Annotated in this window: 14 protein-coding genes; 7 read left to right on the forward strand and 7 right to left on the reverse strand. The window is 63.0% G+C overall.

The window, feature by feature from the left end:
• Nucleotides 1–31 precede the first annotated feature (31 nt).
• The gene (locus VIZ63_RS07385) at nt 32–460 is read right to left on the reverse strand and encodes a glyoxalase/bleomycin resistance/extradiol dioxygenase family protein (protein ID WP_331608901.1); all 429 of its coding nucleotides are present in this window, start codon (nt 458–460) and stop codon (nt 32–34) included.
• Nucleotides 461–620: 160 nt separating this feature from the next.
• Between VIZ63_RS07385 and VIZ63_RS07390 the strand changes: the two genes are divergently transcribed.
• The gene (locus VIZ63_RS07390; RefSeq protein WP_331608902.1) at nt 621–989 is read left to right on the forward strand and encodes a nuclear transport factor 2 family protein; all 369 of its coding nucleotides are present in this window, start codon (nt 621–623) and stop codon (nt 987–989) included.
• 28 nt (nt 990–1,017) lie between these two features.
• On the opposite strand, the gene VIZ63_RS07395 is transcribed toward VIZ63_RS07390, so the two are convergent.
• Complete coding sequence (locus tag VIZ63_RS07395; RefSeq protein ID WP_331608903.1) at nt 1,018–2,100, reverse strand: hypothetical protein; 1,083 nt, start codon at nt 2,098–2,100, stop codon at nt 1,018–1,020.
• A 9-nt stretch (nt 2,101–2,109) separates the two neighbouring features.
• On the reverse strand, nt 2,110–2,238 hold the full coding sequence (locus VIZ63_RS07400; RefSeq protein ID WP_331608904.1) for a hypothetical protein: 129 nt from the start codon (nt 2,236–2,238) through the stop codon (nt 2,110–2,112).
• On the opposite strand from VIZ63_RS07400, the gene VIZ63_RS07405 reads away from it, so the two are divergent.
• Nucleotides 2,237–2,623, forward strand: coding sequence for a hypothetical protein (locus VIZ63_RS07405; protein ID WP_331608905.1), 387 nt, complete (start codon nt 2,237–2,239; stop codon nt 2,621–2,623). The two genes, VIZ63_RS07400 and VIZ63_RS07405, sit on opposite strands and share 2 nt — an antisense overlap.
• A gap of 75 nt (nt 2,624–2,698) precedes the next feature.
• The gene (locus VIZ63_RS07410) at nt 2,699–3,517 is read left to right on the forward strand and encodes a helix-turn-helix transcriptional regulator (protein WP_331608906.1); all 819 of its coding nucleotides are present in this window, start codon (nt 2,699–2,701) and stop codon (nt 3,515–3,517) included.
• 120 nt (nt 3,518–3,637) lie between these two features.
• Here VIZ63_RS07410 and VIZ63_RS07415 read toward each other — a convergent pair whose 3' ends face one another.
• Complete coding sequence (locus VIZ63_RS07415; RefSeq protein WP_331608907.1) at nt 3,638–4,717, reverse strand: 3-deoxy-7-phosphoheptulonate synthase; 1,080 nt, start codon at nt 4,715–4,717, stop codon at nt 3,638–3,640.
• Between the two features lie 226 nt (nt 4,718–4,943).
• The gene (locus tag VIZ63_RS07420; protein ID WP_331608908.1) at nt 4,944–5,720 is read right to left on the reverse strand and encodes a ferredoxin--NADP reductase; all 777 of its coding nucleotides are present in this window, start codon (nt 5,718–5,720) and stop codon (nt 4,944–4,946) included.
• 555 nt (nt 5,721–6,275) lie between these two features.
• On the opposite strand from VIZ63_RS07420, the gene VIZ63_RS07425 reads away from it, so the two are divergent.
• Nucleotides 6,276–6,593 carry a hypothetical protein gene (locus VIZ63_RS07425; protein WP_331608909.1) on the forward strand — a complete coding sequence of 106 codons (318 nt, stop codon included), beginning with the start codon at nt 6,276–6,278 and terminating at the stop codon, nt 6,591–6,593.
• Between the two features lie 140 nt (nt 6,594–6,733).
• Here the strand turns inward: VIZ63_RS07425 and VIZ63_RS07430 are convergent, their stop codons facing one another.
• Together VIZ63_RS07430 and VIZ63_RS07435 are read right to left on the reverse strand one after the other, a co-directional pair.
• Nucleotides 6,734–7,462 carry a YkgJ family cysteine cluster protein gene (locus VIZ63_RS07430; RefSeq protein WP_331608910.1) on the reverse strand — a complete coding sequence of 243 codons (729 nt, stop codon included), beginning with the start codon at nt 7,460–7,462 and terminating at the stop codon, nt 6,734–6,736.
• 6 nt (nt 7,463–7,468) lie between these two features.
• Nucleotides 7,469–10,147, reverse strand: a complete 2,679-nt coding sequence (locus VIZ63_RS07435; protein WP_331608911.1) for an ATP-binding protein — start codon at nt 10,145–10,147, stop codon at nt 7,469–7,471.
• Between the two features lie 186 nt (nt 10,148–10,333).
• On the opposite strand from VIZ63_RS07435, the gene VIZ63_RS07440 reads away from it, so the two are divergent.
• The 3 genes from VIZ63_RS07440 (at nt 10,334) to VIZ63_RS07450 (ending at nt 13,230) form a co-directional block, all read left to right on the forward strand.
• A complete protein-coding gene (locus VIZ63_RS07440) occupies nt 10,334–11,905 on the forward strand; it encodes a M48 family metalloprotease (protein WP_331608912.1) in 1,572 nt (523 codons plus the stop codon).
• A gap of 175 nt (nt 11,906–12,080) precedes the next feature.
• Nucleotides 12,081–12,851 (forward strand): HipA family kinase, encoded by a 771-nt coding sequence (locus VIZ63_RS07445; RefSeq protein ID WP_331608913.1) that lies wholly within the window; start codon nt 12,081–12,083, stop codon nt 12,849–12,851.
• On the forward strand, nt 12,835–13,230 hold the full coding sequence (locus tag VIZ63_RS07450; RefSeq protein WP_331608914.1) for a DUF3037 domain-containing protein: 396 nt from the start codon (nt 12,835–12,837) through the stop codon (nt 13,228–13,230). The genes VIZ63_RS07445 and VIZ63_RS07450 overlap by 17 nt, the downstream gene beginning before the upstream one ends.
• Nucleotides 13,231–13,264: the final 34 nt, after the last annotated feature.

Raw genomic sequence — 13,264 nt, forward strand, 5'->3', positions numbered from 1 at the left:
CCAACGGGAATCCCGCGCGGGCCGAAAGGCGTCATGCCTTCTTCGGCTTCTCGTTCATCGACCACATCACACCGTACGGATCGAGCAGCTGACCGTAGCGACTGCCCCAGAACATTTCCTGCAGTGGCGACACGATCTGCGCGCCGGCCGCGACCGCGCGATTCCACCACGCATCGATGTCGCTGACCTGCAGCGTCAGGTTGAAACTCTGCGGCGTCTGCAGCGGATGTCCGTACTCTGGATAGGCGTCGCTCAGCATCACGGACGAGCCGTTGATGTACAGATGGATGTGCATGGTCCGGCCTTTCTCGTCCACCGGATACCGCCCTGCCTCCGTCGCGTCGAATGCCTTCGTATAGAAATCGGCGGCTGCGCTCGCGCCGTCGACCGTCAGGTAGGGAACCACCCCGCCCAGCACTTCCACCTGTCCGGGCTGGGTTTCATTGGCAACCGCACTCATGTTGATACCTCCGCATTGTCTGGCCTTGCGTAGCTCAAGGACTTCGCGGCGGCCATCGATCCGACAAGTACGAGAAAAAAATCGCCTGCAAACAAGACGCCAACTGTCATCGATTCGTTTCAGGATGTCCAGACACGGTCAGCCCGTCGAAGGAGTCGCCATGAACACCGAATCCATAGCCAATCGTCTCGTGTCGTTGTGCCGCGCTGGCAAGTTCAACGAGGCTCAGGACGAACTGTTTGCTGCGAATGCCCGCAGTATCGAAATGGAAGGCATGACCGGCGATCTCGGCACAGTCCAGGGTCTCGATGCGATTCATGAGAAAGGCCGCCGATTCGACGCGACCATCAGCGAAGTTCACTTCATCAAATGCAGCGATCCGTTGATCGCAGACTCATTCTTCACGGTGAGGATGGATCTGGACGCCACCTACAAGCAGGGTGGTCGACGCGCGATGAGCGAACTGTGCGTCTACGAGGTCGCCGACGGCAAGATCGTTCGCGAACAGTTCTTCTACGCAACAAACTGACGCGCAGGTGTTCGCGATGAGCTGAAGTTCAGAGCTTCGATCGCGACGCCTTCTTCAGCACTCGCAGGGCGGTGTTCTCCATGCGCTTCGGATCGAGTGACGTGCGCGGCACCAGCGACCCGATCATGCCGGAGCGCCAGGCGCTGAACACGGCGGGGTTGATGTAGGACTTGCGACAGACAGCCGGCGTGTTGCCGAGCGCATCGGCCACGTTCCGGGCCGTTGCGGCGACGCAGCGATTGAACACAGTGTCGCTGATTCCAGGGTCGCACGCCTGGCCCGACAGGAAGGCGATGGCACGGACGGTGGCACCCCAGGTGCGGAAATCCTTCGCCGTGAAGCCTTCACCGTTGTCGGCCATGGCCGTGCGCAGATAGTCATTGACCATGCCGGAGTCGATCGGTTGGCGCCGGCCATCATCGTCCAGGTATTGAAACAGCAGCTGACCCGGCAGCTGCTGTATATGGCGAATGACCCGCGTCAGCCGTCGATTGTCGAGAATGATGTCGTGAGGCCGGCCGCTCTTGCCGCGAAAGCTCAGCGACGCACGCCCGTCGCGCAGAAACGTGACATGGCGAGCGCGCAGCGTGGTGAGCCCGAACGAACCATTGCTGCGCGCATATTCCTCGTTGCCCACTCGCACCAGCGTTTCGTCGAGCAGCGTCACGACCACCGCCAGCACTTTGTCCCTGGGCAGACCCTGCGCGGCGAGATCCTGCTTCAGCCGGCGACGCAGCCGCGGCAGGCGTTCGCCGAACTCGATCATCTTCGAGAATTTGTCGCGATCGCGGATCTCGCGCCAGCGCGCGTGATACCGATACTGCTTGCGTCGTCGCGCATCGCGTCCGGTCGCCTGCAGATGTCCGTGCTCGACGCTGCAGATCCAGACGTCGGTGTACGCCGGCGGAATCGCCAGTTTTCGAATGCGCTCCAGCGTACGCGTTGCCACGATGGGCCGATGATTGGGTGCGAGATAACGAAAGCCCTTGCCGCGACGCTCACGCGAAATGCCGGGCGCCGCATCGCTTACGTATAACAACCCGCTGGCGCGCGCATGCCTGCGGGCCTGCGCCACGACCTGCGGCATGCCAGCAGCAGGCTGCGCCTCCATCGTCAACGCCTACGGTTTGGAACGCGCGCCCCTGAAAAATCCCCAGGCGATCGCGACCACGCCGAGGATCAGCAGCAGGTGCACCGCGCCGATTGCCATCTTGATGCCAAGCCAGAGGATCGCCCAGGCGATGACCATGGCGACGCCGATCCAGACGAGAAATTTCATTGCCGTGCACCCTTATCCATACGACAGACAAGGGAACGCACCCACGGCTCACCGGTTCCGCAAGCCGCGCGGTTCGCCTCTTCCCGCGCATTACGAAATCGTCAGGCGATGCCCAGAGCCGGCGTGCTTCCTCCGCAATCAGATCGGGATATTCCTCGGGAAAGAACAGCTTCGCCCCCTCGACGCGCCGAATGCCTTTGCGTCGGTCGGCTGCACGCGCTTCATGGCGCTCGTCCTTTCACCCCGCCGCCGCGGCACGCATCCCGTCATTGCCGCAGCAACCGTCCAGCCGAACGTGCTGCCGATGAATTGCCTGCGCGCACCTGTGATCTCCGCGGGATTCGTGGCGCCATGAGAGCGCGACGATGAGCGGCAGTTCAATGACTTCGCAGGTTATGGAGTGCGCGGCGGCGTCCCTTATGATCGGCTCATGAACACCTATGCCGCGTCCCTCGGGTCCTCCGCGAATCGGATCGGTCCTCTGCTGCGGGAGTGGCGCACCGTGCGACGGCTGAGCCAGCTTGATCTCGCGCTCAGTGCCGACGTGTCGGCGCGTCATCTGAGCTATGTCGAAACAGGCAAGGCACAACCCAGCCGCGACATGATCGGACGACTCGCGAACGTGCTCGATCTGCCGCTGCGGGAACGCAATGCGCTGCTGCTCGCCGCGGGCTTTGCGCCGACCTTTCGTGAAAGTGCATTGACCGCAGCCGAGATGGCGCCAGTACGCCGCGCACTCGATTTCATTCTCGAGCACCAGAACCCCTATCCCGCGTTCGTCATGACCCGCCATTGGGACGTGTTGATGACCAATCGCGCGCTGCCCGCCATCTTCGACCGGCTGAAGCCGGCTGGACCGAAACACGGCAACATCCTGCGGCAGGTATTCGATCCGGAAGACATGCGGCCGTTGATCGCCAACTGGGAGGAAGTGGCCGGCGATCTGATCCGGCACATTCATGGCGACATCATGGCCTCGCCCGCGGATACGGCCGCGCGTGCGCTGATGGATGAAGTGCTGGCCTATCCCGAGGTCCCGCCGCACTGGCGCAATCGGGAGTTCAACGCCGCGCCGCTGCCGATGCTCAGCACGATATTTCGCAGCGGCGATCTGGAACTGCGATTCTTCTCGACGCTGACGGTGTTCGGCACGTCACGCGATGTGACGATCGACGAACTGCGCATCGAGTGCATGTTCCCAGTCGACGAAGCAACCGCGCAGCGCTGCCGGGAAATCGTCAGAGCCTGACAGATTTCGCACGAAGGGCACGGAGAGCAAGGGCTCTGAGCTGGAGAAGAAAGTCTCCTGCCTTCTTATCTCCGTGTACTCCGTGAACTCCGTGTGAGCTTCCGGCTCGGACTCGACGTATCAGCTCGCGAGCGCCTTCGGTACCGACAGGCGGCGACGACGTTCGACCGCTTTTGCCAGCGTTTCCAGCACACCGACCGATGACTGCCAGTCGATGCAACCGTCCGTGACGCTTTGTCCATAGACCAGCGGCGTACCGGGCTTCAGGTCCTGACGTCCTGCCACCAGGTGACTTTCCACCATTACGCCGGCGATGCGCTGCTCGCCGCTCTCGATCTGTGTGGCGATATCGCGTGCGACGAGTGGCTGATTCTCCGGACGCTTGCTGCTGTTGCCGTGGCTGACGTCGATCATGATCTTCTGATCGAGCCCCGCGGCCTTGAGCTGCGCACTCACCGCTGCGACACTGGCTGCGTCGAAATTCGGCGCCTTGCCGCCGCGCAGGATCACATGACAGTCCGCATTGCCGGCGGTGGTCGCGATGGCGCTGCGGCCCGCCTTGGTGACGGCCAGAAAATGATGTGGATGCGACGCCGCCTGCACGGCGTCGATCGCAATCTTCACGTTGCCGTCGGTGCCGTTCTTGAAGCCGACCGGACAGGACACGCCCGACGCGAGCTCGCGATGCACCTGGCTCTCCGTCGTCCGTGCGCCGATGGCGCCCCAGGCCACCAGATCGCCGATGTACTGCGGCGTGATCATGTCGAGGAATTCGCAACCCGCCGGTACGCCGAGTTGATTGATGTCGAGCAGCAGGCCGCGCGCGAGCCGCAGACCCTTGTTGATGTTGAAGCTGCCATCGAGATCCGGATCGTTGATGAGCCCCTTCCAGCCGACGGTCGTGCGCGGCTTCTCGAAATAGACACGCATGATGATCTCGAGCGTGTCACCGAAACGGTCGCGCTGTTCGCGCACCTTCGCCGCGTACTCCATGGCGGCCCGGGTGTCGTGAATCGAGCACGGTCCGATGACGACGGCCAGCCGGTCATCCTTGCCGTGCAGGATGTTCTGCATGCCTGTCCGACCCAACGCGACCGCCGCGGAGGCAGGCTCCGTCATCGCAAACTCGCGCATCAGCTCTTCAGGGGTGGCCAGCTCCCGGATATCGCGGATGCGCAGATCATCGGTACGAACGTTCACGTCAATGCTCCTGTCGACCGGCTCGGAATGCGCCGGGCAAAAAAAAACCGCCAGTGTTGCTGGCGGTTTCTCGGGTGTTGTCTCTGACTCGTTAATTCAGGTCGAACCCGATCCTTCCGCCAATGGCTTCGGAAAATAGAAGTAGGTCAAGAACCAATAGCTGCGAGACATCGGGGTCATGGGCAACTTGATAGCACGAAGTCGCGAGCTGACGCAATTTCGCGGCTTATTTCTCCACGAAGGCGCGTTCGATCACGTAGTCGCCCGGCTCGCCGATATGCGGTGAAATCCTGAAGCCGCGGCTATCGAGGATCGACGACAGATCCTTCAGCATCTGCGGACTGCCGCAGATCATGGCCCGATCCTGCTCGGGGTCGAGCGGAGGCTCGCCCAGGTCCTGCAGCATGCGGCCGCTGTTCAGCAGATCGGTCAGTCGCCCGCGATTGCGATAGGGCTCACGCGTGACGGTCGGGTAGTAGGTCAGCTGCGCGCGCACCAGGTCGCCGAGGTGCTCGTCCTGAGGCAATACCTCGGACAGGAACTGCTCATAGGCCAGATCGCTGCGCTGGCGCACACCGTGCACGAGGATGATGCGATCGAAGCGCTCGTACAGCTCCGGATCGCGGACCAGGCTCAGAAAGGGTGCCAGCCCCGTACCGGTGCTGAAAAAGAAGCAGCGGCGGCCGGGCTTGAGGTCGTGCAGCAACAGGGTACCCGTCGGCTTGCGGCTGACCAGGATTTCCTGACCGGGTTCAATGGCCTGCAAGCGCGAGGTCAGCGGACCATCGGGGACCTTGATGCTGAAGAATTCCAGGTGCTCTTCGTGATTGGCGCTGGCGATGCTGTACGCACGCAGCAACGGGCGGCCTTCAACCGGCAGGCCGATCATGACGAACTGGCCATTCTCGAAACGCAGTCCCGGATCGCGGGTGGTCGTAAAGCTGAAAAGTGAGTCCGTCCAGTGGTGGACGCTCTTCACCTTTTCCGTATTCAAGGCAGCCATGTCATCTCCAAACGGGCGAAATCCGGCGGTGTATTTGCTGCGTAGCGGATCCTGGGCCCGAACCCACAGGGAGCCCGGGACGGACGAAACGAAGGCGCAACGATCCGGATACGATGAATTCTCATCAATCGCGAGGCTTACTGCCAAATCCGGTTTGGCATATAGCCATGATTCCGGCGCATTAGGGCGAAGCCCCTGCTGGCCCTTCGCGTCCCCTCACGACTGTCAAAAAGCGGCCAGTCGCACCGCACTCGGGTCAGGATTTCCCTGAGCCGCGCCAACCGCCCCCTGCAACAGAGACGTTATGTCGGCAACGATCCCGCTGCCCGAGACATCACCTCCGGTCAGGCAACCGTTGGGACGGAGGCTGTTCGCACGGTTCGTTTGAACGCCAAGGAACCGCTCTGCCCCGCCGCTCATTCTTCGACTAACCGAAGCTGCCGCAGGCACGAGGATCAGACCATGATGCGATCTGGAGCAAGTTGGCCCGGATTGGGTGTCTTGATCGGCCCTGTTGTCATTGCCCTGGCAGGATGCGCGACGAGCGGTCCGACCATGTCCAGTTCGGTCGAACGACTGGAAAACAGCAGCTTCGCCCTGGAAAGACAGGCCGGACAGCATGGCGTGCGGCAGGATGCGCGTGACCTGACGGAAGAAGCCCGCGGTTTCCGTCGAACGCTCATTCACTACCGCGCCGATCGACTCGATGTGCATGCAGCGTTCAGTGATCTGTCCCGCACCTATAACGAACTGCGCGATGAAGTGGCTCGTTCACGCGATAGCGACACCGAAAAATATTTCGCCCCGGTGACGGACGCCTATCTCGACATCGAGCGAGAGATCGATCGAGGCAACCGCTACGCCCGCGATTGAAGACAGTTGCAGGAGTCTGTTTCGCTCGCGCACCGTCAAGAAGCCTATCTCCGTGCAGGGAGCCCTTCGATCAGACGGAGCCGAGCGGAACAGACCGAACCCGCCGTCGCTGAACCCTTATCTGCTGGATCGACGATCGATCATCGGTCTTCTTCGTCCTCGTCGTCATCCATGAACTCCGACGGCACATCCTCACCTGCAACAGAGGTGAACGGCTTCTGTTTAGCCTCGAACCGCAGACGGGCTTCCGGCTGCCGCCAGACAGCGCCCAGCGCCATGTTCAGTTCGTAGGCCGCGACGTCATAGCCCGCCTCTGCCATCGCCTTGGAGAACGCTTCGATGTGTGCGCCGCCGGCTTGATACACCAGCGGCGCGAACTCCGGGTCGATATCCATGTTCTGTGGCTGCTCGAACGACTGACGACAGCCCGCCGAATCCGTCGCGTGATAGTTGCGGCACGTCTGGGGGCGCACCGCATAGATCGTGCAGCGGCCCCCGTCCAGAAACGGACATTTGACGGTGCGCTGCATGCGCTCGATCTCCGACAACTTCGCCACCTCGGCGCTGTTGGCGAAGACTTCCTGCTGCAGGGCCGCACGTTGCTGCGGCGAAAAATGCCCGGTCACGAAGTCGACGATCCGGAACGCTTCCGCCGCCCGCACATCGACGGTGAAGTGGCAGCACCAGGAACAGCCGTCCTTGCACGCCAGCGTATCGGCATCGGCTGCCCCGGCCAGCCGCTCGTCATGCCGCAGCTGCGATGCGGCCAGCGCCGCAACCGGTCCGCGAGCCTCGATTTCGACGCATGCCTGTGAATGTTCTGTGCGGATGAGGCGGCGCACCGCCGCAATATCGATCGAAATTTCCATCGTCCCTCATGAGCCCGGCCCGGCGGACTCCTGCAGAAAGCGCGCAACCAGGTTGGCGAGTTCGTCGATGGTATCCGGCTTCAGTATCAGGTCGCGAATTCCGAGGTCGCGCGTGGCCGCCACGTCGGCTGCGCGCACGTAACCGGTGGTTATCACGACCGGCAACGTCGGGCAGCGCGCCAGGATCGCGCGCGCCACGTCGATGCCGCTCATGCCCGGCATGTTCAGGTCGGTCAGCACCAGGTCGTACGCCTGCGGGTTCTGGTCGATCCAGGCGAGCGCCTGACGCGGATCGGTCGTCGCCGAGCAACGGTAGCCGTTGCGTTCCAGGATGCGTGTCACCAGCAGGACGAGTGATTCTTCGTCGTCGATGTACAGCACATGCTGATTCGCGCCGCGCGGCCCATCACCAACCGGGACGCCTTTGGGACGTGCCGCCCGCTCACTGACGCGCAGGTAGACGAAGAAGCTGCTGCCGGAGCCCGGCTCGCTCTTCGCTACGATGGCCCCCTGGTGGCTTTGCACGATGCCATGAACCACGGCAAGTCCCAGTCCGCTGCCCTCGCTCGGCCCCTTGGTCGTGAAGAAGGGATCGAAGATCCGGTCGATGACTTCGCGTGGAATACCGCTGCCGTTGTCACGCACTTCGATGCAGACATAGCGTGCCGCGCCTTGCAGCGTTGCACGGGATTCGCGCCGCGCCTTCGCCGCCGTCATCGTCCTCACCAGAATCTGGATCTCACCGCGCCCCAAGGGCATCGCCTGCCATGCATTGGTACACAGATTGACCAGGACCTGGTGCAGTTGCGTGGCGTCACCAATCACGGGCGGTGTATCGGGCGGGACGACCGGGCGCAATACCACACCGGCGGGCAGTGCCGGCCGCAGCAGTTGCTGGACCTCGTCGATCAGCGGCGCCAGATCGAGCGGCGACTGCGGCGCTTCCTGCTGTCGACTGAACGTCATCAGTCGTTTCACCAGGTCGCGGGCGCGACTCGTCGCATTGCGGATCTCGTGCGCGCTCTGTCGCGCGGGATGCCCCACCGGCAGGTCCTCCATCACCAGGCGAATGTTGCCGACGATGGAGCTGAGAATGTTGTTGAAATCATGCGCGATACCGCCCGTCAATGTGCCGATGGCCTCGAGCCGCTGCGCCTGCCGCAGGGCCGCCTCGAGTCCGATGCGTTCGCGTTCGGCCTGCTGTCGCGCCGTGATGTCGCGGATCGTCACGTGCAGCACCATGACGCCGTCGATAATGAAAGGCACGCTGCGTACTTCGACATGGACCGTGGTGCCGTCGAGGCGCAGCAGACGTTCCTCCAGCGGCGGCAGGACGACTCCTTCCTGCTGCATCCGCTCGAAGCGCTTCTGGAAGATCGCCCGGTCCTGCGGATGGACGCGATCCAGGACATCACGACCGACCAGTTCCTCTGCGCTGGCGGCGCCAAACAACTCGATGGCCGGCCGATTCACGAACGTGACCACGTTCTCGCGGACCATCAGGATGGCGTCCGGGCTGTTCTCCACCAGCGAGCGATAACGCTCTTCGCTCTGTGCCGTGCGTTGCTCGCTCCGCTGACGCTCGCGCATCTCCGCTTGCAGATTGCGCGACATGGCTTCGGTGCGCAGGCGACTCCGCGACAGCGAGTACGCCGCGAGCGAGCCCGCCAGGCTGAGCGCCAATCCCGCCAGCAACAATGCCCACGCCGGCAGCAGCTCCGGTTCTGTCCGGCCATCGATCGCGAGTAGCTGCAGCGACAGCATGCGATCGGCAATGGCGATGCCGCCACGCCACTCCAGCCGCATGGGTCCGAACCAGGATGACTCCGAGACGACCGCGCCCTCGCCGATGTCGGCCGCCAGGTCTTCCCGTCCGACTTCGACGACCCGCATCTCGATCCCGGCGGTTCGCGCCTGGTCAGTGATTCCCTCCGTGAGCTCCTCCAGCACGAAACGCAGCCTGACGAAGCCTTCGAGGATGCGCTGGTCCGCCGGGGCTCTGCGGGTGCCGCGCGAGAAGATCGGCAGATAGACCTGCACGAACCGCTGCGTCTGCTCGGGCGCCGCGTGCGGGGCGCGCAGGATCACCACACTCGCAAGGTCGTTCCTGGCGGCGGCATCCATCGCATCCACGAGCGCCGGCACGGTTCGCGAGTCGAGACCGATGGGCACGCTGTCCCGGATCTGCCCGTACACCAATGGAGCATAGTGTGGGCGGCGAGCGGCAGGTATCGGTTTGCCGTCCGGACCCAGGTCCAGAATCCTGAACTCCTTGCCCAACAACCGCGAGTACTGTTGCTCGAAAGCGTCGCGCTGCTCGTCGGCGACGTATCGAAGATAGCCAAGGGAGCGCACGTCACGATGACGCGTGATGGCATCCGAGGTGTATCGCTCGAATTCGTCAGGGCTGACGTACTCACTGCTATCGAACAGGGCTCGCAGGCCATACAGCCCTTCGATACGCGAATCGAGGTTGCGGTTGATCAGCTGCTGCCGTTCTTCGCACCAGGCGGCGAACTGTTCGCGCGCCCGTGCCGTCTGGGCGTCGGAATACAGCCACGTCAGCAACAGCGTCGTGCCGATACAGGCGAGCAGGACGACCAGGGCCGGGCCGAATCGCGATCCGGCTGTTCGCCACCCTCCGTGGACTGCATCGGTCAGCTCATCAGTCAGTGCCCCCGACAAACCGCACCTCTCCAAGGATGTTTCTCGGTGTTGTATCCCTTCGTTACCTGCTCCGGAAGCTTGCGACCGCCTTCTTGCGTTCGATACCTATCCTGGACGCGCTGTGGCACAAACTATGGAAGAGAAGATAATCGCGTCCATCCAGGGTGCTGGTCGCCCGTTCGGTGGTATTGAATAGGAAGAATCATGCAATTTGCCCGTGTCATCCTGATTTTCGCGGCCACCGCGTGGCTCAGCGCCTGCGGCGTAAATCCTGTAACGGGCAAGAAGGAGATCCAGTTCGTTTCCGAAGCCCAGGAACTGCAGATCGGTGCGCAGCACTATGAGCCCACCCGACAGAGCGAAGGCGGCGACTTCACCGTCGATCCCCAACTCACCGCGTACGTCAGCGGCGTCGGCCAGAAACTCGCGGCCTTCACCGACCGTAAACTGCCTTACGAATTCGTGGTGCTCAACAATTCCGTGCCGAATGCCTGGGCGCTGCCCGGCGGCAAGATCGCAGTCAACCGCGGCTTGCTGACGGAACTGCAGAACGAAGCAGAACTCGCCGCCGTGCTCGGTCACGAGATCGTGCATGCCGCGGCACGTCACGGCGCAAAGGCCCAGGAACGCGGCACGCTGCTGCAGGCCGGTATGGCGGCAGCGCAGATCGGCGCAGCCATCGGCGGCGTGGATGCCGGTCTTGCCAGCATGGCGATCCAGGGCGCCGGTGTCGGCGCACAGATGGTCCAGATGAAGTACGGACGCGACCAGGAACTCGAAAGCGATTTCTATGGCATGAAATACATGAAGCTCGCCGGCTACGACCCCTGGGGCGGGGTCACGCTGCAACAGACATTTCTGCGCCTCTCCGAATCCGGCGGCGCCAAACAGCAGAACTGGATGGAAGGATTGTTTGCCTCGCATCCGCCGTCGGCAGAACGCGTACAGAAGAACGAACAGACCGCCACGAATCTGGGACGCGGCGGCGACCTGGGCACCGACAGATACGTGGCGGCGACCCAGCAGCTGCGGCAGATGAAGCCCGCCTACGACAAGTTCGATCAGGCCGTGGCCGCGACCCGCAAGAAGGATTTCGCGACGGCCAAGTCCCTCGCTGGTGAAGCAGCCAAGGCCGTACCGCAGGAAGGCCGCTTCCAGGAACTCCTCGGCGAAATCGCCCTGGCGGAGAAAAATCCGCAGCAGGCGACAACCTATTATCAGAAGGCCATCCAGCTCAATCCGTCGTACTTCGGTTCCTATCTCGGCGGCGGCGTAGCGCAGCTGCAGCTCGGCAACAAGGCGAAGGCGCAGGAATGGCTGACGAAAAGCTCGCAACTGCTGCCGACCGCACCGGCCGCGTACTACCTCGGCAACATCGCGCGCGACAGTGGCGATACGGCGAAAGCACAGCAGTACTACAAAGCCGCCGCGACCTCAGACAGCAGCATCGGCAAGGCGGCAGCGGCCGAATACATGAAGATGGATCTGCCGCAGAATCCCGGCAACTACGTGGCCACGACCGGTCAGCTCGACGCGCAGGGCCGCGTCATCGTCGTCGTGCAGAACCGCTCGCCCGTGGCATTGAGTGCGATCCAGGTGACACCGGTGCTGGTCGATGCTTCAGGACGCATCCTGCAGCAGGGCAACAGCGTCACGATCAATGCAGCCGTGAAGTCCGGCGAACAGGCAGCAGCCGCCACCGGACTCGCCAATCTGTCGCAGGAACAACTGCAGGCACTGCGCTTCCGGGTCGATGGGGCGAAGATCGCGGAGTGAAGATAAAGAGAAGGACCTCCACGGGGGACATGACCGGAGGAAATCCCGCGGGACGGGGTATCACAGAGCGAAGAGACCGGATGACGGGGTGAACCCTTTTGCCCCGTGAAGCCCCGTGTCCCCAGTGGAGACTCCCGTTCTTCAGTATTGCTGCGTGACTACCTACACTCCCTGCATGCGCACCGTCTCCGCCACCCGTTACGTTACGCCGCTGCGCGAAGGCGGTTCGCTGCCTGCGATCGTCGAAGCCGACGATGAAGGCATGTATGTGCTCAAATTTCGCGGCGCCGGGCAGGGACCGAAGGCGCTCATCGCGGAACTGATCGGCGGCGAACTTGCACGCGCTGCGGGGCTGCCGGTGCCCGAACTCGTCTTCGTCGAACTCGATGGTGACCTGGCGCGCACCGAACCCGATCCGGAAATCCAGGCGCTGATTCACGCCAGTCGCGGATTGAATCTCGCGCTGGACTACCTGCCCGCATCGGTGATGTTCGATCCCATCGTGTGCCAGCCCGAGGCGCGACTCGCCTCGCAGATCGTATGGCTGGACTCCTTCATCACCAACGTCGATCGCACGGCGCGCAATACCAACATGCTGATGTGGCATCGCCAGCTGTGGCTGATCGATCACGGCGCGGCGCTGTACTTCCATCACTCCTGGAACGACTGGCGCGACCGCAGCCAGGATCGCTTCGCTCTGATCAAGGACCACGTGCTGCTGCGCTTCGCCACCGCCTTGCGCGACATCGGCCCCGAGATGAGTGCGAGGATCACGCCGCGGACGATCGAGCGCATCGTGGACCTGGTGCCCGATGCGTGGCTGTCTGGCGACGACCAATTCGAAACCCCGGCCGCCTACCGCGCCGCCTACAGCGAATATCTGAACCGACGACTGCAGGCGCCACAGGCATTTCTCGAGGAGGCGATCCGTGCAGTGCCCGTATGACTACGCCATCGTGCGTGTCGTGCCGCGCGTGGAACGCCAGGAGTTCATCAACGCGGGCGTGATCGTGTCCTGCCAGACCCAGGATTTCCTGGAAGCGCGGATCGAGCTCGACGAGCCGCGGCTGCTGGCGCTGGCGTCCGATGTCGATCTCGAATCCGTGCGCGCCAATCTCGCCAGCATTCCGCTGATCTGTCGCGGCGGCAATGACGCAGGCCCCATCGGCCGGCTCTCGCAGCGCGAACGATTCCACTGGCTGGTGGCGCCGCGCAGCACGATCATTCAGACGTCGGCCGTCCATCTCGGTCGCAGCGCCGATCCGCGTCACGCCCTGGAGAATCTGCTGGCGACGATGGTGCGGCCGCGTCTCCCGAAAGACTGAACCGCTTCGCGGATTCAAGCTGTTCCTCAGCCTT

The organism is Povalibacter sp., assembly GCF_036520495.1.
In the GTDB taxonomy this organism is placed as follows: Bacteria; Pseudomonadota; Gammaproteobacteria; order Steroidobacterales; family Steroidobacteraceae; genus Steroidobacter.

Coding starts and splice junctions, on each gene's coding strand:
- VIZ63_RS07385 (WP_331608901.1), bottom strand. CDS start 460: ATGAGTGCGGTTGCCAATGAAACCCAGCCCGGACAGGTGGAAGTGCTG.
- VIZ63_RS07390 (WP_331608902.1), top strand. CDS start 621: ATGAACACCGAATCCATAGCCAATCGTCTCGTGTCGTTGTGCCGCGCT.
- VIZ63_RS07395 (WP_331608903.1), bottom strand. CDS start 2,100: ATGGAGGCGCAGCCTGCTGCTGGCATGCCGCAGGTCGTGGCGCAGGCC.
- VIZ63_RS07405 (WP_331608905.1), top strand. CDS start 2,237: ATGGCGACGCCGATCCAGACGAGAAATTTCATTGCCGTGCACCCTTAT.
- VIZ63_RS07400 (WP_331608904.1), bottom strand. CDS start 2,238: ATGGTCATCGCCTGGGCGATCCTCTGGCTTGGCATCAAGATGGCAATC.
- VIZ63_RS07410 (WP_331608906.1), top strand. CDS start 2,699: ATGAACACCTATGCCGCGTCCCTCGGGTCCTCCGCGAATCGGATCGGT.
- VIZ63_RS07420 (WP_331608908.1), bottom strand. CDS start 5,720: ATGGCTGCCTTGAATACGGAAAAGGTGAAGAGCGTCCACCACTGGACG.
- VIZ63_RS07425 (WP_331608909.1), top strand. CDS start 6,276: ATGTCCAGTTCGGTCGAACGACTGGAAAACAGCAGCTTCGCCCTGGAA.
- VIZ63_RS07430 (WP_331608910.1), bottom strand. CDS start 7,462: ATGGAAATTTCGATCGATATTGCGGCGGTGCGCCGCCTCATCCGCACA.
- VIZ63_RS07440 (WP_331608912.1), top strand. CDS start 10,334: ATGCAATTTGCCCGTGTCATCCTGATTTTCGCGGCCACCGCGTGGCTC.
- VIZ63_RS07445 (WP_331608913.1), top strand. CDS start 12,081: ATGCGCACCGTCTCCGCCACCCGTTACGTTACGCCGCTGCGCGAAGGC.